Source organism: Mitsuokella multacida DSM 20544, from assembly GCF_000155955.1.
Lineage (GTDB): Bacteria > Bacillota > Negativicutes > Selenomonadales > Selenomonadaceae > Mitsuokella > Mitsuokella multacida.
In genome coordinates this window covers 309,056-331,871 of sequence record NZ_GG697142.2, presented here as the reverse complement: position 1 = coordinate 331,871, position 22,816 = coordinate 309,056, and the positions used below count along the sequence as shown (strand labels likewise).

15 protein-coding genes are annotated in these 22,816 nt (G+C 58.1%); 3 read left to right on the top strand and 12 right to left on the bottom strand.

Features of this window, described 5'->3' with window-relative positions:
* Window positions 1-12: 12 nt before the first annotated feature.
* Together MITSMUL_RS08340 and MITSMUL_RS08335 are read right to left on the bottom strand one after the other, a co-directional pair.
* Window positions 13-630, bottom strand: coding sequence for a ComEA family DNA-binding protein (locus tag MITSMUL_RS08340; RefSeq protein ID WP_040636087.1), 618 nt, complete (start codon window positions 628-630; stop codon window positions 13-15).
* A gap of 140 nt (window positions 631-770) precedes the next feature.
* A complete protein-coding gene (locus MITSMUL_RS08335; RefSeq protein ID WP_169627157.1) occupies window positions 771-980 on the bottom strand; it encodes a hypothetical protein in 210 nt (69 codons plus the stop codon).
* Between the two features lie 436 nt (window positions 981-1,416).
* On the opposite strand from MITSMUL_RS08335, the gene brnQ reads away from it, so the two are divergent.
* Entirely contained in the window at window positions 1,417-2,748 is a 1,332-nt protein-coding gene (gene brnQ, locus MITSMUL_RS08330; RefSeq protein ID WP_005841722.1) for a branched-chain amino acid transport system II carrier protein, read from the top strand.
* Window positions 2,749-2,837: 89 nt separating this feature from the next.
* On the opposite strand, the gene serA is transcribed toward brnQ, so the two are convergent.
* On the bottom strand, window positions 2,838-4,424 hold the full coding sequence (gene serA, locus MITSMUL_RS08325; protein ID WP_040636085.1) for a phosphoglycerate dehydrogenase: 1,587 nt from the start codon (window positions 4,422-4,424) through the stop codon (window positions 2,838-2,840).
* 498 nt (window positions 4,425-4,922) lie between these two features.
* Between serA and serC the strand changes: the two genes are divergently transcribed.
* Both serC and MITSMUL_RS08315 read left to right on the top strand, forming a co-directional pair.
* On the top strand, window positions 4,923-6,014 hold the full coding sequence (serC, locus tag MITSMUL_RS08320) for a 3-phosphoserine/phosphohydroxythreonine transaminase (RefSeq protein WP_005841716.1): 1,092 nt from the start codon (window positions 4,923-4,925) through the stop codon (window positions 6,012-6,014).
* Window positions 6,015-6,061: 47 nt separating this feature from the next.
* Entirely contained in the window at window positions 6,062-6,841 is a 780-nt protein-coding gene (locus MITSMUL_RS08315; RefSeq protein WP_244944587.1) for a DeoR/GlpR family DNA-binding transcription regulator, read from the top strand.
* Between the two features lie 91 nt (window positions 6,842-6,932).
* Here the strand turns inward: MITSMUL_RS08315 and MITSMUL_RS08310 are convergent, their stop codons facing one another.
* From MITSMUL_RS08310 to MITSMUL_RS08270, 9 genes are all read right to left on the bottom strand, one after another.
* Entirely contained in the window at window positions 6,933-8,516 is a 1,584-nt protein-coding gene (locus MITSMUL_RS08310) for a DUF4127 family protein (protein WP_050751692.1), read from the bottom strand.
* A gap of 88 nt (window positions 8,517-8,604) precedes the next feature.
* Window positions 8,605-9,291 carry a hypothetical protein gene (locus MITSMUL_RS08305; RefSeq protein ID WP_005841713.1) on the bottom strand — a complete coding sequence of 229 codons (687 nt, stop codon included), beginning with the start codon at window positions 9,289-9,291 and terminating at the stop codon, window positions 8,605-8,607.
* A gap of 165 nt (window positions 9,292-9,456) precedes the next feature.
* Window positions 9,457-12,912 carry a 4-alpha-glucanotransferase gene (gene malQ, locus MITSMUL_RS08300; protein WP_040636084.1) on the bottom strand — a complete coding sequence of 1,152 codons (3,456 nt, stop codon included), beginning with the start codon at window positions 12,910-12,912 and terminating at the stop codon, window positions 9,457-9,459.
* 73 nt (window positions 12,913-12,985) lie between these two features.
* Window positions 12,986-14,437, bottom strand: a complete 1,452-nt coding sequence (glgA, locus tag MITSMUL_RS08295; RefSeq protein WP_005841711.1) for a glycogen synthase GlgA — start codon at window positions 14,435-14,437, stop codon at window positions 12,986-12,988.
* Window positions 14,438-14,500: 63 nt separating this feature from the next.
* Window positions 14,501-16,789 (bottom strand): 1,4-alpha-glucan branching protein GlgB, encoded by a 2,289-nt coding sequence (glgB, locus tag MITSMUL_RS08290; protein ID WP_040636083.1) that lies wholly within the window; start codon window positions 16,787-16,789, stop codon window positions 14,501-14,503.
* Between the two features lie 63 nt (window positions 16,790-16,852).
* Window positions 16,853-19,321: a glycogen/starch/alpha-glucan phosphorylase gene (locus MITSMUL_RS08285; protein ID WP_040636082.1), complete on the bottom strand. Its 2,469-nt coding sequence runs from the start codon at window positions 19,319-19,321 to the stop codon at window positions 16,853-16,855.
* A gap of 134 nt (window positions 19,322-19,455) precedes the next feature.
* Entirely contained in the window at window positions 19,456-20,562 is a 1,107-nt protein-coding gene (glgD, locus tag MITSMUL_RS08280; protein ID WP_040636080.1) for a glucose-1-phosphate adenylyltransferase subunit GlgD, read from the bottom strand.
* A 63-nt stretch (window positions 20,563-20,625) separates the two neighbouring features.
* The gene (locus MITSMUL_RS08275) at window positions 20,626-21,783 is read right to left on the bottom strand and encodes a glucose-1-phosphate adenylyltransferase (protein WP_040636079.1); all 1,158 of its coding nucleotides are present in this window, start codon (window positions 21,781-21,783) and stop codon (window positions 20,626-20,628) included.
* A gap of 447 nt (window positions 21,784-22,230) precedes the next feature.
* Window positions 22,231-22,791 carry an N-acetylmuramoyl-L-alanine amidase gene (locus MITSMUL_RS08270; protein ID WP_248614826.1) on the bottom strand — a complete coding sequence of 187 codons (561 nt, stop codon included), beginning with the start codon at window positions 22,789-22,791 and terminating at the stop codon, window positions 22,231-22,233.
* Window positions 22,792-22,816 lie beyond the last annotated feature (25 nt).

Genomic DNA, 22,816 nt, shown 5'->3' with positions numbered 1-22,816 from the left:
CTCTCGGACGGCTCAGATGCAGATCTTGTCCTTCATCTTCTCGAACTTCGCCTCGCCGATGCCCTTGACCTTCTTGATGTCCTCGATGGCCGTAAAGGCACCCTCCGTCTCGCGGAACTCAATGATGCGCTGGGCCATGGCCGGACCGATGCCGGGCAGCGTGTCGAGCTCTTCGGCGCTGGCCGTGTTGATGTTGACTGGTCCTGACGGCGCTGCTTTCGATGACGTACCGGACTTGGCCGCCGGATTCACGCTGCCCGACTTCGCGGCAGCGGTCGTCTCGGGCACCGCCTTTTCCGGCACGCGAACCTGCTGACCGTCCTTGAGCACCTGCGCCATGTTGACCTTCTCCGCGTCGGCCGTCGGCAGCAGGCCGCCACAGGCATTGACGGCATCAGCCGTGCGCGCACCTTCCTTCACGGTCACGACGCCCGGCTTGTTGATGGCGCCCGTCACATAGACCGTAATCTCAGCGCCCTTTTCCGTGCCGCCCTGCTGCACGGCGGGATTGGCCGCCACATCGAGCTGGACGGATTCCTTCTCCTGCGTGTAGCATCCATAATACGTGCCGCCGGCCACTGCGATGAGAATCAGCAGCAGGATCAGCAGGGATTTGCGGTACATCGGCAAAACAATCGCCTCCTTCGACAGATAGATTACAGACAAGTGTATCCCTGTTAAAAACATTCGCCCCCAATTAAAAAAACTCCTGCCTTAGCAGGAGTCTTCTATTCATAATCGATGAGAAAAATGATAGCAGCTAGCAACAATCAGGCGATAGCGGCGCGCACGCGGAAGTAATCTTCCAGGTAGCTCGTCCAGCCGATATCGTAGATGGTCTCCTCGCCGATCTCCGTCTGGTAAAGCGCGAGGACGATCATCATGAGCGAATCTGCCACATAGCCGTCGTCGGCCATGCCCATCTCCTCATAGTTCTCGTAGATTGGAACGACGATGCGCGTCAGGCGTGCCATAGACATGGCTTCAATGATTTCATGCATCGCTTCGCAGTATTCGATTGTGTCTTTGCGGTAAGCCATCGGATTCTTTTTAACAGAATCTTCGATATTGCGAATCTGGCTAAGAGCGATCAACTTTATTCTCATTACAAGCATATCTTTTGTATACATACGTCATTCCTCCATCCGTGGATTTATTATAGCGCAGGTTTACATGTATTGCAAATTGTATGCATGTATACTTCAAATTATGTTTCTTGAATTATATGATTATTTTATATGTGTATACATGATGCAGAATATCACGATGTACATATTATTGTAAATTGAGCTGTATTTACCACAAAATACTCGATTTGTCCATACAGAATTGACATATCTGAGAAAACTCCGTAGAATAGACGAGTCGCCGCTTTATGGCTTCACGTATATCCCGTAAAAAGAAAGGGGTTTTCCTATGTTCAAGAATGGCCTCCAGATTGGCCTCATGCTCTTCGGCATGTTTTTCGGCGCAGGCAATCTGATATTCCCGCCGTCTCTCGGCTTTGAATCAGGCAGCATGTTCACGCCCGCCATCCTCGGCTTCCTGCTCTCTGGCATCGGCATGCCGGTCATCGCGCTGATCATCGGCACGTTCAATCCCGGCGGCTTCCGCGCCGAGATGAACCAGAAGATCTCGCCGGCGTTCTCGCTGCTGCTGCTCGCGCTCATCTACCTCTCGATTGGCCCGCTCATGGCCATCCCGCGCACGGCAGCCACATCGTTCTCGATTGGCGTCCTGCCGATCACGGGCGACGGCACGCTGCCGCTCGCACTCTTCACGATCGTCTACTTTGCCTTTGCCTGGTGGCTGGCCATTACGCCGACAAAGCTCCTCGCGCGCCTCGGCAAGGTGTTGACGCCGATGTTCGCACTGCTCATCGTCATCCTGATGCTCACAGGGCTCTTTTCCTATACCACGACGAGCCTCGCTGAGCCGCTCGGCAAGTACAGCACCTCGGCCTTCGGCACGGGCTTCATCGAGGGCTACAACACGATGGACACGCTCGCCTCGTTCGCCTTCTGCATCCTCGCACTCAACGAGATGCGCCGCATCCACTTCCACTCAGCGCGCGAGCACTACACGAGCGTCTGGATGGCGGGCCTCGCCGTCGCCGTCCTCATGGGCGCGCTCTACCTCGGGCTCGCGCTGCTCGGCAACCACTTCCCGATCCCGCCGGAAGTCTACGGCGATGCGCACATCAACCTCGGCGCCTACGTGCTGTCCCAGTCGTCGCTCGCGCTCTTCGGCCCTGCCGGCATGTACTTCCTCGCCGTCATGGTCACGCTGACCTGCTTCACGACGACCGTCGGCCTCATTGCCGCCGTCTCGACCTTCTTCTACGAGGAATTCCCCATCATGTCGTACCAGAAGTACGCGACGCTCGTCAGTCTCGTCAGCCTGCTGCTCGCCAACCTCGGCCTCAACGAGATCATCAAGGTCTCGCTTCCCATCCTGCTCTTCATCTACCCGATTGCCATCACGATCGTCATCATGACGATCCTCAACAAATTCGCGGCGCTCTCCCGTACGGGCATGCGCCTGACGGTCGCCGTGGCCGCCCTGATCTCGGCCATCGACATCCTGCACCAGTTCGCAGGGTTCGGCTGGGCCGGCGCCGTCATAAAGAGCCTGCCGCTCCATGAGAGCAGTCTCGCCTGGCTCCTGCCTGTCCTCGCCGCGCTCGTTCTCTCCCTCTTCCTGCCCGGCAAGAAGATACACGGTGAGACGGAGCTCGAACTCCACTGAGACAACGAAATAACGAGACACGGACACAAAAAAGCCTGTTGCAGTTACAACAGGCTTTTATTTATCTTCCTATATATAGGATGTATGTCTCAGATCTCGTAAAAGTTGACGAGCTTGGCATCAAAGATGCCATCGAGCGCCTTGACCGTCTCGAGGAGTGCGGCCGGGATGTCGTTATCGACCGTCAAGACCATGAGGTTCTTGCCCTCTTCCTCCGTCGTGCCGACCTGCATGGCCGAGATGTTGACGCCATTGCCGCCGAGCAGCGTGCCGACCGTACCGATGACGCCCGGGCGGTTGATGTGCGGGCAGATCAGGATGCGCGCATGCGGATCGACGTCGACGCGGAAGTCATTGATGCGGACGATGCGGCCCTGCGTGCCAAACAGCGTACCCTGTACGGAGAGCTTCTTGCCGCCGGCCACGACATCGACCGTGATGAGGTTGGCGAAGTCCTCGGAAGCGCGCTCCTTGCGCTCCGACACCTTGATGCCGCGCTCCTTGGCGAGGCCCGGCGCATTGACGTAGTTGACCTCGTTCTCCATGACCGGGTTGAGGATGCCCTTGATGACAGCCGTCGTCAAGAGGCCCGTGTTGACCTCCGTGATCTCACCGTTGTAGGTGACCTCAACCGACTCGATCGGACCGTCGGCAAGGCCGACGACCGTGCCGCCGAGGCGCTCGGCGAGCGTGAGGTACGGCGCGATGACGCGCATGACCTGCGGGGATACCGGCGCCATGTTGACGGCCGTCGCAACAGGCTCGCCGTGCAATGCTGCGATGATGCCCTTCGCGACATCGACCGAAACGCCGATCTGCGCTTCGACCGTCGATGCGCCGAGATGCGGCGTCAGCACAATGTTCGGCGCCTCAAGCAGCGGGTTGCCCTTCTCTGCCGGCGGTTCGCTCGTGTAGACATCGATGGCAGCGGCTGCGACGATGCCCTGCTTGAGTGCCTCGGCAAGGTCTGCCTCATCGATGATGCCGCCGCGCGCGCAGTTGACGAGACGGACGCCCGGCTTCATCTTCTTCATCTGCTCCATCGCGATCATGCCCTTCGTCTCCTTCGTCAGCGGCATGTGCACCGTGATGAAGTCGGAGTTCTCGATGACCTCGTCGAACGTCGCGACCTTGACGCCGAGCGCTTTGGCGCGCTCTTCATTAATATAGGGATCATAGGCGAGCACGTTCATGTCGAAGGCCATCGCGCGCTTCGCCACGCCCGAGCCGATGCGGCCCATGCCGACGACACCGAGTGTCTTGCCGCGCAGCTCGACGCCGACGTACTTCTTGCGGTTCCACTCGCCCTTATGCATCGTCTCATTGGCGATCGGGATATTGCGGGACATCGCGAGCATCATGGCCATCGTGTGCTCCGTCGCCGCAATCGTGTTGCCGCCCGGGGAGTTGATGACGATGATGCCCTTGGCCGTCGCAGCCGGGATGTCGATGTTGTCGACGCCGACGCCGGCGCGGCCGATGATCTTGAGCTTCTTGGCGCGCGCGATGACTTCCGCCGTGACCTTCGAGGCCGAGCGCACGATCAATGCGTCGAAGTCCGGGATGATCTCGAGGAGCTCCTCAGCCGGGAGCTTGTCCTTGACGACGACCTCGAATTCCTTCTGCAAGAGTTCAATGCCTTTCGGCGAAATACCATCTGCTGCTAATACCTTCATGGTTCTTCTCTCCTTGTCCATCAACCAGATAACAAAAAAAGCGCCCGTCCCGATTTGGGACGAAACGCTCGATTCCGTGGTGCCACCCAAGTGAGGCAAAGCCTCTCTCTCGATGCTGTAACGGGCATACCCGTCTGACTTTCATCAGCTGCTCCGGGGCGGAACCTCGAATGGCCTTGCTGACTCACACCAGCCGCCAGCTCTCTTTGAAGGCCTCTTCTTCGGCTTCCCCATCTTTGCCTTTGCGTATTTTCGTATCCTGCACTTTCGGTGCATAAATGTATTATAGGCCATCCATTTTCAGCCGTCAAGTGTCTGCTCAGAAAAAACAGCTTTTATTTTTCTGCTTGCTTTTCTGTTTTTTTCGCGCTAGAATATAAAAAACGCCGCTTGTCCACAACGAATGGACAAACTGAGGAAAACCTGAAGGAGCAGGCGTCTCAAAAGCTGAAAGACAGCAAGATCTAGAGGATTCTATACGTTTTGGGAGGTTTTTTCATGGAAGCAGGTCGCGTCTACAATTTCAACCCGGGTCCGGCAACGCTGCCACTCGAGGTACTCAAGGAAGCACAGGCAGAGTTCCTGAATTTCAACAACAGCGGGATGTCCATCCTGGAGATCAGCCATCGCGCACCACAGTATGCAGCGGTCCACGAGAAGGCGAAGCAGGATATCAAGGACCTCATGGGCCTCGGCGATGACTACGAAGTGCTCTTCTGCCAGGGCGGTGCGAGCCAGCAGTTCGCGATGATCCCGCTGAACTACGCGACGAAAGAACATCCGGGCAGCTATGTGCTCTCCGGCAGCTTCGCCGAGAAGGCCTACAAAGAAGCCGAGCATCTCGGCGTCGGTGAGATCATCGCTTCGAGCAAGGAGACTGGTTACCATCACGTACCGCAGCAGGACGAGCTCAAGATTGACCCGAATGCCGCTTACGTCCATGTCTGCTACAACAACACGATCTACGGCACGGAGTATCACTACATCCCGGAGACGAACGGCGTGCCGCTCTTTGCCGACATGTCCTCTGACATGCTCTCGCGCCCTGTGGACTTCCACAAGTTCGACTTCATCTACGCTGGCGTCCAGAAGAACCTCGGACCGGCTGGCGTCGTGCTCGTCGTCGCCAAGAAGAGCCTGCTCGAGAAGAGCCCGGAGAAACTTCCGACGATGTTCCGCTACAGCACGTTCTACAAGAAGGATTCGCTCTACAACACGCCGCCGGCTTTCTGCATCTACATGGTCGGCAAGGTCGCAGCCTGGATCAAGGCACAGGGCGGACTCGAGGAGATGGCACGCCGCAACGAGCGCAAGGCAAAGGTCGTCTACGATGCCATCGACAATTCCAACGGATTCTACCGCGGCCATGCAGACAAGGAGAGCCGTTCGTTCATGAACGTCACCTTCCGCCTGCCGAGCGAGGAACTCGAGAAGAAGTTCGTCGCCGAGGCACTCACGCATCAGCTCAGCGGCGTCAAGGGCCACCGCAGCGTCGGCGGCATGCGCGCTTCGATCTACAACGCGATGCCGTATGAGGGCGCTGTCGCTCTCGCCGAGTTCATGGAGAAATTCCGCAAGGAAAACGCTTGATCACTGCCCGAAAAAACTCCCTTTGCCTGCCGCAGGGGGAGTTTTCTTTGTCGAAAGGAACGAATCCGATGCATCCCCGTCATACGAAACTCCTCGATCTAATCTGCCAGAATGGACGCATGGCCGTCACGGAACTCTCCGCCGCGCTCGGCGTCTCCGAGGTCACGATCCGCAAGGACCTCAACATGCTCGCCCACCAGGGCCTCCTAAAGCGCGAGCACGGCTATGCCTGCATGGTGTCCAGCGATGACATCGGCCATCATCTCTCCTTCCACTACGAGAACAAGCGCCGCATCGCCGAACGCGCCGCCCGCTGCGTCCAGCCCGGTGAGACCGTCATGATCGAGTCCGGCAGCTGCTGCACGCTGCTCGCCGAAGAGCTCTGCGCGCGCGGCCGTCACACGACCATCATCACGAATTCCGCCTTCATCGCGAATTTTGTGCGCAAGATCAGCGGCACCCGCATCATCCTGCTTGGCGGCAGCTACCAGAATGAGTCGCAGGTCATGGTCGGTCCGCTCGTCGGACTCTGTGCCCGCAACTTCAAGGTGGACAAGTTCTTCATCGGCATCGACGGCATGGACGAGAGCGGCGTCAAGAGCAGCGACCACCTGCGCATCGAGGCCGCGCAGGCCATGGCCGCGCAGGCCCGCGGCATCATCGTGCTGACGGAGTCCATCAAATTCCACCGCGATGCATCCGAGCTGCTCTTCCCCTACGAGAACATCCGGTCCATTTACACAGATGCCGACGTCTCGCCTGACGATGTCGCTGAACTCGAAGCGCGCGGCCTCGCGGTCATCACAGCCGCCAAGCCCCGCTCCTGATTTCTCACAAGCATACAAGAACGCCCCGCAGGGCAGCATCTTTTGCTGCCCTGCGGGGCGTTTGTCTCTACGGGGCTCAGCATCCCCTAGTTCAGTTCCGGTTTTTCGCGAAGTACGTGATGTCAACCGGCTCATCTGCTGTATGGATGATGTCGGACTCGAACATGCGGTTCCACGGGAAGCGCACTTCGATATGTGCCAGCGAGTCGATTGGCGGCAGGTTGTCCTCCACGAAGCGCGTGAGCATGCGCTCGGAGCGCGTGGCCACGGCGTCCGTCTTGGAATCGAGGCTGCCGTAGACGCCATCGCCGCGCAGCCAGGTCAGCTGGCGCGCGATCGTGTTGCGCACATTGGCCTGATAAGCCCAGTCGTCGAGGTAGCGCGTGAGCAGCAGGTCGTCGACGGCCTCATCCTTCATGTGCTTGGCCAGCATGCCCTCGCCGATGACGAAGCCCGTGCTGTTCGTCGGCGTGTTCCAGCCGGCATAGGCGCGCAGCTTGAAGAGCAGGCCGCGGTCGCGCAGCTCGTCCATCAAGGCGTTGTCCGAGCCGTTGGCGTAAGCGATGTCGGCGATGCCGACCGGGTAGCCCTTGCTGACGTAGTCGCTGACGATGTCGGCAAAGTACTTCGTGCCCTCGCGCGGCGTACCGTCGTTAGCGCGGTCGTTGGCCTCGTACGTCTTGCCGTTCGGATTCGTGTTGACTGTCAGCACGAGGTCGGCTTTCTCAGGCGACTTGACCTGCATGCCGCCCGCCGCCGTGATGGCCGAGGCGATCGAATCGCCAATCTTCTCGTCGGAATACGACGGGATCGTGAATTCGCCCTTGCCCCAATTGTAGCGGACGTAGACAAAAGGCACATCGCGGCGCATGTCGTTGACAGCGCGCGTGAGCATCAGCATGCCGATCTCATCGATGCCGGCCATGGCCTGGAAGCGCGTCTTGCCGAGGTCCTTGCCCTCTGCCGCGAGATGGCGGCTCTCCAGGTGCGTCTGCGAGTACGGCGCGTTGTCGTCGCGGCCCAGCACGAAGTAGTTGAACGTATTGCCGCGCGTCAGCTGGATCATCTTCTCGTTGGCCGCGAAGTTCTTCTCGCGGCGGCCCATCCAGTCCGAGAGCGATGCCTTCGGAATCAGGCGCTGCAGGAAGTCGTACTCCTTCTTCTCGCGGCGCGTCAGCCCCTCCATCTCCTCCTTGTCCTTGAGGACCGTGTAGCGGAAGATATCCGCGCCGTAGTTGCGGTAGTAGCCCGGCTCCTCATGGCCAGATGCCTCACCCGAGCGCGGCGTGCGCATGATGGAACCAAAGACGTAGAGCTCCATCTTCGGGTGCTCCTTGCGGAACGACTGGAAGCGGTCGGCGCGCTCGAGCACCTCTTTCTTCGAGTACTCGTGCTTGCGCGAGCCGACGAGGCTGCCGTAGAGCATCGAGTCCGACGAGATGACAGCTGCATCCGCATCCTGGGCATTCTGCTTGAGCCAGTCCCAGAGCTCATCCGGGTGGCCGAGGTCCGTGCGGCTGCCGAGCATGTTGTCCGGCGGCACGACGACCTCATAGCCGAGCTTGCTGATGACTTCCGCCGTCTGCTTGTCTGAGATGGGGCGGTTGTCGTGCGGGATGTAGAGGATTTTCTCTACTTTCTGTTCATTCTTGTGGTGGGCCGACGCCTCTGGCATGCCAGTCAGCGTCACGGCCAATGTGCAGAGCACTGCTGCGAGTGCCACGATCTGCTTTCTCAAAAAATCTCTCCCCTCTTGTCCATCATCAATCCATCTGATCGACCAGTACGGCCATCAGCGCTTTCTTGACATCATCCGGGACATTGAGCTTCGTGTCGAACTCGATGCCGCCGTCCTTGGGCTTGGCGCCCTCAATCTCCAGCATGTCCATGAGCCGGTGCCCCTGATACTCCGTCTTGCCAAAATCCGACTCCGCGAGCACCTTGCTGTAATCGACCGTGACCGTGTTGTGGCGGATGGAGATCGGCAGATCCTCCGAGAGCTCCACATGGCCGACCATGCGCTCCGCCATGGCGAGCGAGACGCGCGAGAAGACCCACGACATCAGCCCGTGCTCGGGGATATTGCGGCTGCGCACGCGGTACTTCATGTACGAGGTGTCGCCATCGTGGACGAACTCCTGGATCTCGCCCGACAGTTCGACTGGGCCGACCTTCTTCGTCTCAGCGCGGATGTCGAGGCGCCCGTTGGCATGCGATGTCACGGTAACGCCCGTGACGGAGCCCCCTTCCGGTATTTTCTTGGCGATGGCCTCGTTGATGACCGAGTCCGGCACGAACAGCTTGCCCTGGCTGATCTCGAGCAGCGATTCCTTTGACCAGGTCTGCTGCAGCACCTTTATGGCCGGGCCGTAGTCTTTGACGGACTCCTTGACCTTCGACCAGTCGATATTCTGGACCTTCTCCATCCAGTTGGCTGGGATATCAATCATGAAAAACACCTTCTATCCTGCAGGTATTCAGACTGCTGAAAACATACGATTCTAGAATACCACAAAAAGATGAAAAAATAAAATGACGGGCCCATCTTTTCCAAGATAGACCCGTCAATTTGGCTTTATCCTATCGATGCTGACTGTCCAGTCGTCCAGCCGCCATCAAGCGCGGCCCGTGCGGACGGCGAGCTCATGGAGCTTCGCTGCGTCGACCTTCTCGAGGTCGCCGGGGCGCATGCACCATCTCCAGTTTCCCTCCGACGTGCCCGGCGTGTTCATGCGCGCACTGCCGTCGAGCTGCAAGAGATCCTGCATCGGGACGACGGCGAGGCGTGCATTCGAGGCATAGGCAAAGCCGACGAGGTGGCTGGCGATCTCCTCGGGCTTGCGCACATCCGCGCGCACGAGGTCCGCGATGGCCTTGCGCAGGGACGGCGTGACCTCATCCTTGAGCCAGCCGACGAGCGTGTTGTTGTCGTGCGTGCCCGTGTAGACGATGCTGTTCTCCGGCACGACGGTGCTCAGGCGGTGCTGGTGATTGAGATAGAGCGTGAACTCGAGCACCTTCATGCCCGGGAAGCCACAGTCGTCGCGAAGCTTCTCGACCTCCGGCGTGATGATGCCAAGGTCTTCCGCCACGATGGGCAGGTCGCCGAGCGTGCGGCGCACCTCATCGAAGAACGGCTTGCCCGGTCCCGGCAGCCAGCGGCCCTTGATGGCGTTCTTCGCCTTGCCATCGACCTCCCAGTACGACTCGAAACCGCGGAAGTGGTCGATGCGCACGATGTCCACCATCTCGTAGAGCTTCTGGAAGCGCTTCTTCCACCAGGCGTAGTTCTCGGCCTTCATGGCCTGCCAGTTGTACTGCGGATTGCCCCAGAGCTGTCCCGTCGCGCTGAAGTAGTCGGGCGGTACACCCGCGACCGTATGGGCCGTTCCATCGGGGTTGAGGTCGAAGAGCTGCTGGTTCGCCCAGACATCGGCGCTGTCCTGCGCGAGGAAGATCGGCATGTCGCCCATGATGCGGATGCCCTTCTCCTTCGCATAGTCGTGCAGACGCTGCCACTGGCGGTGGAAGAGATACTGCATGAACTTCTGCAGCGCGATGTCCTCGGCCAGGCGCTTTGCAAGCGATGCGAGCGCAGCGGGCTCGCGCTTCTTGATGTTCTCCGGCCAGTCCATCCAGCCCTTGTTGTCGTAATCCCGCTTCGCCGCCTCAAACAGCGCGTAGTCGTCGAGCCAGTAGGCCTCCTTGCGGCAGAACGCCTCGTAGTCCGCCTGGGCTTCCGCATCGCGCTGGAATGCCGCATGTGCCTTGCGCAGACACTTGTTCTTGAACGTGCGCGCCGGCTCGAAGTCGGCCGACGAGTCGAAGTCCGCGTAAGTGACCTTGGCCTCCTGCTTGCTGAGCCAGCCCTTCTCGACGAGCTCGTCGATGTCGATGAGCAGCGGGTTGCCCGCAAAGGCCGACGGGGACTGGTACGGCGAATAGCTGAAGCCGACCGGGCCGAGCGGCAGAATCTGCCAGACGTGCTGGCCTGCTTTTTCGAGGAAGTCGACGAAGCGGTATGCCTCCTTGCCGAAGTCGCCGACACCGTATTTCGACGGCAGCGACGTCGGGTGCAGCAGGACGCCAGCCTCATGCTTGTAACGGTGCTCCGGCGGGATGTTCTGCAGGAGGAAGCCCTTGAGCGGCAGCAATGTGACCGTCAGCTGGCCGTTCTCGACCGTGAAGCGCGTCTCGGGATGGAAGGCATCGGCAAAGACGCCATCCGCGAAGTCGCCAACCTGCAGCGTGACGGTCTTCTTCTCCTTGAGGCTCCGGTTGAAGAGCGAGATGAAGCACTCGTCCTTCGCGGGCTCGCCGAAGACATCGCGGCCGCCGCGCACGAGGCGCGCGAAGGCCATGACGTCGCCCTCGGCGTAGAGCGGCAGGAGCTCGCCTGTCTGCAGGGCCGTGTGCTCATTGCGCACGCGGATCATGCGCTCGTAGCGGCTCCTGACGTACGTGTCGCCGTGCTCCCAGTCGTAGGGGCGGCGGTTGTACGGGTCCTTGAAGCCCTGCATCGCGATCTCATCACCGTAGTAGACGCACGGCACGCCCGGGTACGTCATCTGCCAGAGCGCCGCCATGAAGAGGCGCGCCATGCCGAGATTGTACTGATCGTCCGACAGGCGTGCGCGCGACTGCTCGATGGCCGGCATGCCGTCGTAGAACGGCTCCTCGCCGAGTACCGTGATGGCACGCTCCACATCGTGACTGCCGATGAGGTTCATCATCGCGTAGAAATTCTCACGCGGGTAATTCTCGCGCAGGCTCTCGAAGCGGCGCAGGCTCATCCTGGCATCCGTGCGGCCGAGCAGGAAGTCAAAGAGAATCTGACGGAACGGGTAGTTCATGGCCGAGTCCATCTCCTGGCCGCAGAGGTACTCGCGCGGCACGCCGTAGGCGACCTTGTGCGAAGCATCCTCCCAGACCTCGCCAATCATGACAGCATCGGGATCCGTCTTCTTGAGCTCCGCGAAGAAAGCCTGCGAGAAGGCTGCCGGCAGCTCGTCGATGACGTCGAGGCGCCAGCCCGCGATGCCCTCCTTCATCCAGTGGTGCATGACGCTGTCCTTGTCGTAGATGATGAAGTCCATGTAGGATGGCGTCGTCTCCTTGACGTCCGGCAGCGTGGAGAAATTCCACCAGCTCTCGTACTCGTACGGGAAGTTGCGGAAGTTGTACCACTCGTAGTACGGAGAATCCGGCGACTGGAACGCGCCAATCGTATTGTACTGGCCCTCGCGGTTGAAGTAGCGGCTGTTGCTGCCTGTGTGGCTGAAGACACCGTCGAGGATGATGCGGATGCCCTTTGCCTTCGCCGTGTCGACGAGATGGCGGAAGTCCTCATTCGAGCCGAGAATCGGGTCGATCTTGTGGTAGTCGCCCGTGTCGTAGTGGTGGTTGCTCTCCGACTCAAAGACCGGGTTCAGGTAGATGACTGAGATGCCGAGGTCCTTGAGGTAGTCGAGCTTCTTCTCGATGCCCTTAAGGTTGCCGCCGAAGAAATCGTAGGCGACGATTTCCTTCGTGTCGGGGTCCTTGTAGTAGCACGGATCATCCTGCCAGCAGGCATGAAAGACCGCGCCCTTCTTCTCGATGATGGTGTTGCCCTCGCGCGAGAAGCGATCCGGGAAAATCTGGTACATGACGGCGTGCTTGAACCAGTCCGGCGTCTTGGCACCCTTGTTGAACACCGTGATCTGGAACGAAGGCGGCACATGGTCGTAGAGCGTGCCCATGCCGCCGAGCTGTTCCGGATTGTTGCCGTAGTACCAGGTACCATCCTCCATCGAGATGATGAAGTAATACCAGACGAGGCCTCCCTTTTCTGGCAGCGGCAGCCAGCCGCTGTAGAGATGTTCCTCCTGGAATGGGTCATCCTTCGTCTCCAGAGGGATGAGATACTCACCCGTCTGGTCCTGCCAGCAGCGCAGGATGACCTGACGGATTCCCTCTTTCGTGCGCAGGCGCAGACTCATCCTGACTTTCGATCCCGCTTCTGCCGCCCCGACGGGCGATCGGTAGTTGATATCCTGAGAGTCATGCCAGACTTGATCCTGTGTCAGCATGAATACTCCTCCTTCCAAAAGAAAGGCGGCATCATCTGCCGCCCTCCTTCTCACTTGCTCATTCTGTATTTTTTTATACTTCCGATGCACCCGAGCCCGTCAGCTTCTCGTAGAGTGCCTTGTACTCGCGAGCCGATTCCTTCCAGCTGTAATCCGAGTTCATGGCATTCTCCACGATCTGCTTCCATTCCTCGTAGTTCTCATAGGCGCTCAGTGCGCGCTTGAGCGCGTACATCATCTCATGCGCATTGTAGTCGGCAAAGCGGAAGCCATTGCCTTGCTTCGTGTACTTGTCGTACGGGATGATCGTGTCCTTGAGGCCGCCCGTCTCGCGCACGACCGGCACGGAGCCGTAGCGCAGCGCGATGAGCTGGCCGATGCCGCACGGCTCGTAGTTCGACGGCATCAGGAAGATATCCGAAGCCGCGTAGATGCGCTGTGCGAGCTGGTTCGAGAAGTAGATGTTGGCCGACACCTTCTTCGGGAAGCGCCAAGCCAGACCCTTGAACCAGTCCTCATACTCCTTGTCGCCCGTGCCGAGCAGGACGAACTGGATATCCTCATGCTGCAGGATCTCGTCCATCATGCGCACGACGAGGTCAAGACCTTTCGCCGCGACGAGGCGCGTGACCATGGCGACCATCGGCGTGCGACGGCTGATTGGCAGACCGAGGTCCTTCTGCAAGAGGACCTTGTTATCCGCCTTGCGGTCGAGCGTCGTGACATCGTAGCCCTCGTAGAGGTTCTTGTCCGTGCTCGGATTGTAGACGTCGTAGTCGATGCCGTTGACGATGCCGAACAGCGTGTCCTGACGGCTGCGCAGCAGGCCGTCGAGATGCTCGCCGAAGTACTCGTATTGAATCTCCTTGGCATACGTCTTGCTGACCGTCGAGATGTAGTCAGCGTAAATCAGACCGCCCTTCATGAAGTTGACGGCATCGTAGAACTCGAGGTCGCCGTTGTTGAAGTACTTCCAGTCGAGGCCAAGCACATCGCTCATGACATCCTTCGGGAAGACGCCCTGGTACTTGAGGTTGTGGATGGTGTAGAGCGTGCGGATCTTCTCGTAGCGCTCATCGCCCTGATGCTCGATCTTCAGCAGCACATTGACGAGGCCCGAATGCCAATCATTCGTGTGAATGACATCTGGCCAGAAGTCCATGGCCGGCAGCAGGTTGAGCACGGCGCGGCAGAAGAACGAGAAGCGCTCTGCATCATCGCCGTAGCCGTAGAAGCCTTCGCGACGGAAGTACTCCTCGTTGTCGACGAAGTAGTAGATGACGCCGTCGTGCTCGATCTTGTCGAGGCCGACGTATTTAGAACGCCAGGAAACCGGGATCTCGCCGTCGTAGACGTGCTCCATCGCATTGCGGAACTTCTCCGGGATCTTGCCGAATTTCGGCATGATGACGCGGACATCGACGCCCTCTGCCTTGAGTGCCTTCGGCAGCGAGCCCGCCACATCGGCAAGACCGCCCGTCTTGGCAAAAGGAACAGCCTCAGAAGCAACATATAGAACTTTCATTCATGAATCCCCCTCATAGTGGATATTGCAGTATCAGTAACAAGAATAACATCAAGAATAGAATCAGGATTCAGCAGCTGCAGCTTTTGCCGTCTTGCTGGCTGTCTTCTTCGTCGTCTTGCGCGTCGTCTTCTTGGCTGTCGTCTTGGCCGCAGAGCGGCGGCGCGTCGTCTTCTTCGGCGCTTTCTCAGCCTTGGCGGCCTTCTCAGCCTCTCTCTTGGCCTTGGCCGCAGCCTTCTCTTCCTCCGTCATGCGGGGACGGCCGCGGCGCTTCGGCTTCTCTTTCGGAGCTTCTGCAGACGTCTCTGCCTTTTTGGCAGCCGTGCGCTTGCGCACCGTCTTCTTTGGCTTTGCTTCGGCGGCTTCTGCCTTGTCGGCAGAACTTTTTTCTTCATGGCCTCTGACTTCGAGCTCCGCCGGAGCCTCGTCAAAAGAATTCCGGCCAGCGGCCAGCTGTCCCTTGTGGCGCAGATAGATAGTTGCCATCGGCGGAATCGTCAGCACGATGGACTGATCGCGGTCATGCCACTTGACATCCTCCGTCTTGATCTCGCCCTCGTTCTTGACGCCGCTGCCGCCGAAGGCCTCGTCGTCCGAGTTGAATACCTCGATGTAGCTGCCCTTCTCCGGCACGCCGATGCGGTAGCCATGGCGGACCTCCGGCGTGAAGTTGCAGACGGCGACGAGGTAGTCGGACGGGTCCTCCGCCTTGCGGATGAAGGAGACGATGCTGTTCTCGTTGTCGTTGCAGTCGATCCACTGGAAGCCATTCCAGTCGAAGTCGACCTGCCAGAGTGCCTTGTGGTCGCAGTAGAATTTATTGAGTGCGCGGCTGTACTCGAGCATCTTCTTGTGCATCGGGTACTGCTGCGGCAGATGCCAGTCGAGGCTGTCATCGTAATTCCACTCGATGAACTGGCCTAACTCGCCGCCCATGAACAGCAGCTTCTTGCCCGGATGTGCGATCCAGTACGCGAAGAACGTGCGCAGGCCGGCGAACTTCTGCCAGTAGTCGCCCGGCATCTTGCTGATCAGCGAGCACTTGCCGTGCACGACCTCGTCGTGCGAGAGCGGCAGCACAAAGTTCTCGCTGAAGGCGTACATGAAGGAGAACGTGACCTTGTCGTGGTTCCACTTGCGGTAGATCGGGTCGAGCGACATGTACTTGAGCATATCGTTCATCCAGCCCATGTTCCACTTGTAGTTGAAGCCCATGCCGCCCATGTAGACCGGCTTCGAGATCAGCGGCCAAGCCGTCGATTCCTCAGCGATCATCAAGGCCTGCGGATGATACTTGAAGATGCTCTCGTTGAGCTTCTTGAGGAAGTCCATGGCCTCGAGGTTGCCCGTGTCGCCGTACTTGTTCGGCGTCCACTCGCCATCCTTGCGGCCGTAGTTGAGGTATAGCATGTTCGCGACGGCGTCGATGCGCAGGCCGTCGATGTGGAACTCCTCGAACCAGAACATCGCGTTTGAGATCAGGAAGCTCTGGACCTCCGTGCGGCCGTAGTCGAAGTTCGTCGTGCCCCACTCCCAGTTCTCGGCGAGCTGCTCGTTGTCGGACTCGTAGAGCGTCTGGCCATCGAAGTGGCGCAGGCCCTGCTCATCCTTGCAGAAGTGGCCCGGGACCCAGTCCATGATGATGGCGATGCCATTCTCATGGGCTTTGTCGACGAGATAGCGGAAGTCATCCGGCGTGCCGAAGCGGCTCGTCACGGCGTAATAGCCCGTGATCTGGTAGCCCCACGAACCATCGAATGGATGCTCGCAGAGCGGCATGAACTCGATGTGCGTGTAGTTCATCTTCTTGACGTAGTCGATGAGCTGGTCTGCGAGGTCGCGGTAAGAAAGGTACTCGCCATCCTTCGTGCGGCGCCAGGAGCCCGCATGGACTTCATACGTCAGCATCGGGCGCTCGTAGGACGACTCCTTCTTCTTCTGCTCAAACCAGTCGCCATCCTTCCACTCGTACTTCGAGAGGTCGTAGACGCGCGAAGCCGTGTTCGGCTTCTTCTCGGCGTAGAACCCGTACGGGTCGGCCTTCATGATGCGCGGGCCGCCCCACTGCGGCTCGATCGCATACTTGTAGACAGCCCCCTCTTCGATGTCCGGAATGAAGACCTCCCAGATCTCGCCATCGCGGCCGCGCGTCATCGGATTCACGCGCGTATCCCACTCATTGAAGTCGCCGACGACGCTGATGGATTTCGCATGTGGTGCCCAGACGGCAAAGCGCACGCCCTTCTTACCATCGCGCTCGACAAAATGAGCGCCGAGCATCTCGTATGCATGATAGTTCGTCCCCTGATGGAAGAGGTAGAGGTCGAACTCGCTTAATTCTGATGTTTTCACAATAATCCCCCTCTGTGTATCCCCTTGGAACCAGGCAGGGGCAGTGCCCCTGCGGTTCACAGCTTACGGAATCATGACTGGCTTGACCTGCCAGATCTCATTTGCGTATTCATCAATCGTGCGGTCGGACGAGAAGACGCCCGAGTTCGCAATGTTGACAGCCGAGGCTTTCAGCCACTGGAAGCGCTTCTGATAGCGCTTCATGATCTCGACGTGCGCATCCGCATAGGCATTGAAATCCTTGAGGATGAAGAACTCGTCGTTCGCGCGGATCAGGTAATCCAACAGCGACTGGAAGTTGCCGTACGTGCCGTCCGTCAGCTGGTCGACGACGAGGCGCACGTTCTCATTCGTGTTGTACTCATCCCAGGCCGAGTAGGTGCCCGTCGCATAGTAGTTGAGGACTTCCTCCGCTTTGAGGCCGAAGATGACGCAGTTCTCGTCGCCGCCGACCGCATCGCGGATCTCGACATTCGCGCCGTCGAGCGTACCGAGCGTGATTGCGCCGTTCATCATGAACTTCATGTTGCCCGTGCCCGAAGCTTCCTTCGATGCCGTGGAGATCTGCTCGCTGACATCGGCTGCCGGATAGACGATCTCGCCGATCGAGACGCCGAAGTTCTCGATGAAGACGACCTTGATCTTGCCCTTGATGCTCGCATCGTTGTTGATCTTATCCGCGACTGCATTGATGAGGCGGATGGTCTCCTTGGCGATGTAGTAGCCCGGGGCGGCCTTGCCGCCGAAGAAGTACGTCGTCGGCAGCATGTCGAAATTCGGGTCGGTCTTGAGCTTATGGTACTGGTACATGATGTGCAGGATGTTCATGAGTTGGCGCTTGTACGAGTGGATGCGCTTGACCTGGATATCGAAGATGCTGTCTGGATCGACATCGATGCCATTGTGCTCCTTGACGTACTTCGCCAGAGCTTCCTTGCGCAGGTGCTTGATGGCACCGAGTTTCTCGAGGAACGGCTTGTCCTCAACATAATCGTTGAGCAGGTCGAGCTGCTCCGGATGACGGTGCCAGCGGCGGCTGCCGATGGTCGCATCGATGAGGTCTGAGAGCTCCGGGTTCGCGCCCATGAGCCAGCGGCGGTGCGTGATGCCGTTCGTCTTGTTGTTGAACATGCGCGGATTGTACTCGTAGAATTCGTGCAGCGTCGTGGACTTCAGGATGTCCGTATGGATCTTCGCGACACCGTTGACGCTGTGCGAACCGACGATCGACAGGCGAGCCATGTGGACCATGCCGTCCTGGATGATCGAGAGCTCGTGGACCTTCTGCTCGTTGTTCGGATAGCGGTCGCGCACGTCGATGAGCCAGCGGCGGTTGATCTCGTCGATGATCATGTAGATGCGCGGCAGCAACGGCTTGAACATGTCGATTGGCCACTTCTCGAGTGCCTCCGGCATGATCGTGTGGTTCGTATAGGCAATCGTGTTCTTCGTGATGGCCCATGCTTCGTTCCACTCGAGGCCTTCCTCATCGACGAGGATGCGCATGAGCTCGGCGACGCAGAGTGCCGGATGCGTATCGTTGATGTGGATGGCGATCTTCTGGGCGAAGTCGTGGATGTCCATGCCGACTTTCTTGTAGTGGCGCACGATGCTCTGGACGCCGGCGGAGACGAAGAAGTACTCCTGGATAAGGCGCAGACGGCGGCCATCGTACGTGCTGTCATCCGGATAGAGGTAGCGCGTGATGCTCTCGACGAAGTTGCGATAGTCGTTCTTCTGGCGCATCTGTTCCTGCGTCAGGCGGCCGTAATCCGAAAAATCGCGGTTGACCTCTGCGTTCCAGAGGCGCAGCGTGTTGACCGTGTTGTTGTGGTAGCCGACAATCGGCACGTCGTACGGCACTGCCATGACCGTCATCGGATTTTCGTAGACGAGCTTGAGGCTGCCGTCCGGCATTTTCTTCATGTAGGCATTGCCGTTGAACTTGACGTCGATGGCCTTATCCGGCTTGCGGTACTCCCAGGCAAAGCCGTTCTTGAGCCAGTTGTCCGGAATCTCGACCTGGTTGCCCTCGATGATTTTCTGCTCGAACAGGCCATACTGGTAGCGGATGCTGCAGCCGTGGCCCGGCAGGCGGTGTGCCGCCATCGAGTCGATGAAGCAGGCAGCGAGTCGGCCGAGGCCGCCGTTGCCAAGACCAGCATCCGGCTCTTCCTCGAACGTCTTGACGAGGCTGAGATCGAAGTCCTCGAGGACTTCCTTGACGGCCTCCTCGATGCCGAGATTGATGAGGTTCGACTTGAGCAGGCGGCCGAGCAGAAATTCGATTGAGAAATAATAGATCTGCTTTTCCTGACGCTCAGCATACGTCTTATTCGTCTTGATCCAGTTGTCGGAGATGAACTGCTTCGCCGTTGCGGCTACCGTCTGGTAAACCTCATTCTTCGTGAGGTCCTTGATCTCGCGGCCATACATCAGATGCGCCGTATTGACAAAACGGATTTTCAGATTTTCCTTGAGCTTATCGAACTCGCGGCTCTTCTGTTTCTGTTCCTTTGTTTCTCGTGCCAAAAAAAACACTCCCCTTGGCTTTGACTTACTTGTTTTCTATAGACTCACTTGTTCTATAAAAGAAAAGCCGTCGTAAATGAGGTGCCAGCCCATACCTGCTGACGCATTTCTATTTACAACGGCTTGTCCCAATCTTAGATCACCACATTTTTCGCAACGATCAGCGGATAGTTCTGCGCTCCCTTGAGCCATTTCTCCTTCGTGATCACTACGTTCTTATCACAGATGACATTCTCGAGCAGGGAATTCTCCTGCACATCGCATTTCTGCATGATGATGGAATTCTTGACCTTGACGCCCTCCTCGATGGTCACGCCGCGGAACAGGATGCTGTTCTCGACCTCACCACGGATGATGCAGCCATTGGCAATCAGCGAATTCTTGACGACGGCCGTGTCCTTGTACTGGACCGGGACCTCGTCCTTGACCTTCGTGTAGATGGAATTCTCGCCCATGAAGAGCTCTTCCCATACCGACGGTTCGAGGATGTCCATGTTGGCCTTGTAGTACGAAGCCGTCGAATCGACATGCGCGACGTAGCCATCGTGCTCATAGGCATAGATGTTGTACTCGTCTGCGCGGCGGATAATGCCGTCAAGCAGCAGATCCTGTCCGCCATGCTCATAGCTGTAGCGGATCATCTCGACGAAGATGCGCTTCTCCATGAGGAAGACGTTCATCGAGACCTTCGAGCCATCGTAGATGGCCGGCTTCTCGGCGATATCCTCGACGAGGCCGTTCTCAGCCGTCTCGATGACAGTGCTGCGGCCCGCAGCTTCCTGCGCAGCCGTGTAGTAGACCATCGTGATATCGGCATTCGTGTTCTGGTGGAAGCGCAGCAGCTCGTTGAAGTTGATGTTGTAGACGAAGCTGCCGCCTGCCAGCAGGACGTATTTCTGCGAGCTGTGCTCGAAGAAGTCGAGGTTGTAGTAGAAGTTCTTGAGATCGCCACGGCGTCTGGATTCCTCATCGTGCGGAGCCGGCAGGTAGAAGAGGCCGTCATGACGACGGGCCAGATCCCAATCCTTACCGGAACGGAGATGATCCAGGACCGAACGCGGTTTGTCCGGCAGCATGATGCCGACATTCTGGATGCCCGAGTTCACCATGCTCGACAGAGCAAAGTCGATGAGGCGGTAGCGGCCGGCAAACGGCAGCGATTCGACGACACGACGGTCTGTCAGCTCTCGGATGAGACTGTTGTCTTCCTGAAGATTGATGATCCCCATTACTGTTTTCAATTTGATTCACTCCGATCTTCTGGTCTGTGTTCTGTTGTATCTACTAGTTGAGAGCTGATAATCTTAGCCGGCCTGCTTGCTGCCCGCCGCTGCTGCTACGACTGTCTCGCCATCTGCGATGACCGTGATGGCACCCTTCTCACCTGCTACTTTTGCTCCTTCGCTGATCTCGCAGTTCTGTGCGACAATCGCGTAGTCGATGACGGCATTCTCGCGCACGACCGTCGACGGCATGATGACCGAATTGCGGACCTTCGCGCCCTTGCCGATGCGGACGCCCGGGAAGATGACCGAGTTCTCGACATCGCCGAGGACCATCGAGCCTTCGCTGATCATCGAGTTGCGGACCGTGGCGTCAGGGCCTACATAGTGCGGCGGCATCGAAGGATTCGAGGAGTAGATCTTCCAGTCGCCATTGAGCTCAAACGGCGGCTGATCCTGCAGCAGGTCCATGTTGGCCTGCCAGAGGCTCTCGATCGTTCCGACATCCTTCCAGTAGCCATCGAAAGCGTACGAATAGAGGCGCGCCTTGTCGGCGAGCATCTTCGGGATGATGTTCTTGCCGAAGTCATGGCTCGACGTCTCGTCCTTGGCATCCTCCTCGAGATACTTCTTGAGGAAGTCCTTATTGAAGATGTAGATACCCATCGAAGCGAGGTTGCTCTTCGGCTTAGCCGGCTTCTCCTCGAATGCCTCGATGCGGCCCGTCTTGTCCGTGTTCATGATGCCGAAGCGCGGAGCCTCTTCCCATGGTACTTCGATGACGCCGATCGTAGCCTCTGCCTTATTGGCCTTGTGCGCATCGAGCATCCAGGAGTAATCCATCGTGTAGATGTGGTCGCCCGAGAGGATCAGGACATATTCCGGATCCGCGAGGTCGATGAAGTTCAGGTTCTGGTAGATGGCATCTGCGGTGCCGCGATACCAGTCTGCACCCTTTTCACGTGCATACGGCGGCAGGATGAATACGCCGCCTTCTTTCTTGTCGAGATCCCAGGCGCTGCCCGAAGCCAGGTAGTTGTGGAGTTCGAGCGGGCGGTACTGCGTCAGCACGCCGACCTTGTCGATGCCGGAGTTGGCGCAGTTACTGAGTGGAAAGTCAATGATGCGGTATTTCCCACCGAACGGGACGGCCGGCTTTGCGATCTTCTTCGTCAAAGCACCGAGGCGGCTTCCCTGTCCGCCAGCCAGTATCATTGCTAAGCATTCTGTCTTTCTCATACAAAATCCCCCTTGGATATCCTCAGCAAGGACGGTCTCCCCTTACATCAATTGCCGTCTTGCCGATCATGCAACGTCAAAACATGGTACTCTGTCAGTATACATCTTTTATCAATGATTGCAATATTATTTTATTTATTGATGAAATATGTAACATTTATAAGACTAATCGACTTCACCTTACCTTCTCTGAAAAACCATGCGAAAACCGCAAGTTTTCCGTCAATTCAAATCCACACTACCTGAATGTTTCTGTCACCCTTCATTGGACCGAAAATCAAGAAAACTATCTTTGTATATTATGTAGGTTCTATAGAAATGAAAAAAATCCTTCACGGAATCCGTAATTTTTCGCACTTTTTTAGAAAAAAACATAAAAAGACCTGCCAGGCCTCGTAGGTCGGCAGGTCATGGATTCTTTGAACAGATGGAACGGATGCAAGCATGTCAGTAGAGCGAGGATGCGCCACGGATGATGTCGGGCAGCATGTCGTAGAGGTTCTGCCCGGGGCAGGCCGTCGCGTTGAAATCGCGGTGGCCGAAGATTGTCGAGCCCGAGGGCGCGAAGCCGTAATTGCGGCAGAGCGCCGCGAGCAGGCGCTTCGCCGAGGCCACCTGTGCGTCCTCCGGCACATAGTCCTCGAAATTGCCGACGAGGTTGACGCCGACCGTGTGGTCGTTCTCCCCGTAGCAGTGTGCCCCGACCGTGTCCATCGGACGCCCCTGCTCGATGGAACCGTCCTTGCGGATGACAAAATGGTAGCCGATACCGGCCCAGCCGTTGGCCAGATGCCACTGATGGATGGTCTCGGCCGACACGTCGGCGTTCGTGTTGCCGACATGGTGCACGATGATTGCATCGGTCCTGCGCCGGTTCGTCAGGGATCGGAAGGAGAGATGTGTCGGACGGATGGTGACGCCTGGCAGGACATCGCCGCCGTCCTGCCAGGCCGCTTCTGCGACCTGCTTCACGGCCAGTTCTGGCGCCAGTGCCAGACCGATCCCCATGACCATCATATTCCGAAGAAAATCC

Bases quoted from the DNA above. Each gene is read 5' to 3' on its own strand.
- MITSMUL_RS08335 (WP_169627157.1), bottom strand. From the start codon at position 980: ATGTCTATGGCACGCCTGACGCGCATCGTCGTTCCAATCTACGAGAAC.
- brnQ (WP_005841722.1), top strand. From the start codon at position 1,417: ATGTTCAAGAATGGCCTCCAGATTGGCCTCATGCTCTTCGGCATGTTT.
- serA (WP_040636085.1), bottom strand. From the start codon at position 4,424: ATGAAGGTATTAGCAGCAGATGGTATTTCGCCGAAAGGCATTGAACTC.
- serC (WP_005841716.1), top strand. From the start codon at position 4,923: ATGGAAGCAGGTCGCGTCTACAATTTCAACCCGGGTCCGGCAACGCTG.
- MITSMUL_RS08310 (WP_050751692.1), bottom strand. From the start codon at position 8,516: ATGCCAGAGGCGTCGGCCCACCACAAGAATGAACAGAAAGTAGAGAAA.
- MITSMUL_RS08305 (WP_005841713.1), bottom strand. From the start codon at position 9,291: ATGATTGATATCCCAGCCAACTGGATGGAGAAGGTCCAGAATATCGAC.
- malQ (WP_040636084.1), bottom strand. From the start codon at position 12,912: ATGCTGACACAGGATCAAGTCTGGCATGACTCTCAGGATATCAACTAC.
- glgA (WP_005841711.1), bottom strand. From the start codon at position 14,437: ATGAAAGTTCTATATGTTGCTTCTGAGGCTGTTCCTTTTGCCAAGACG.
- MITSMUL_RS08275 (WP_040636079.1), bottom strand. From the start codon at position 21,783: ATGAGAAAGACAGAATGCTTAGCAATGATACTGGCTGGCGGACAGGGA.
- MITSMUL_RS08270 (WP_248614826.1), bottom strand. From the start codon at position 22,791: ATGGGGATCGGTCTGGCACTGGCGCCAGAACTGGCCGTGAAGCAGGTC.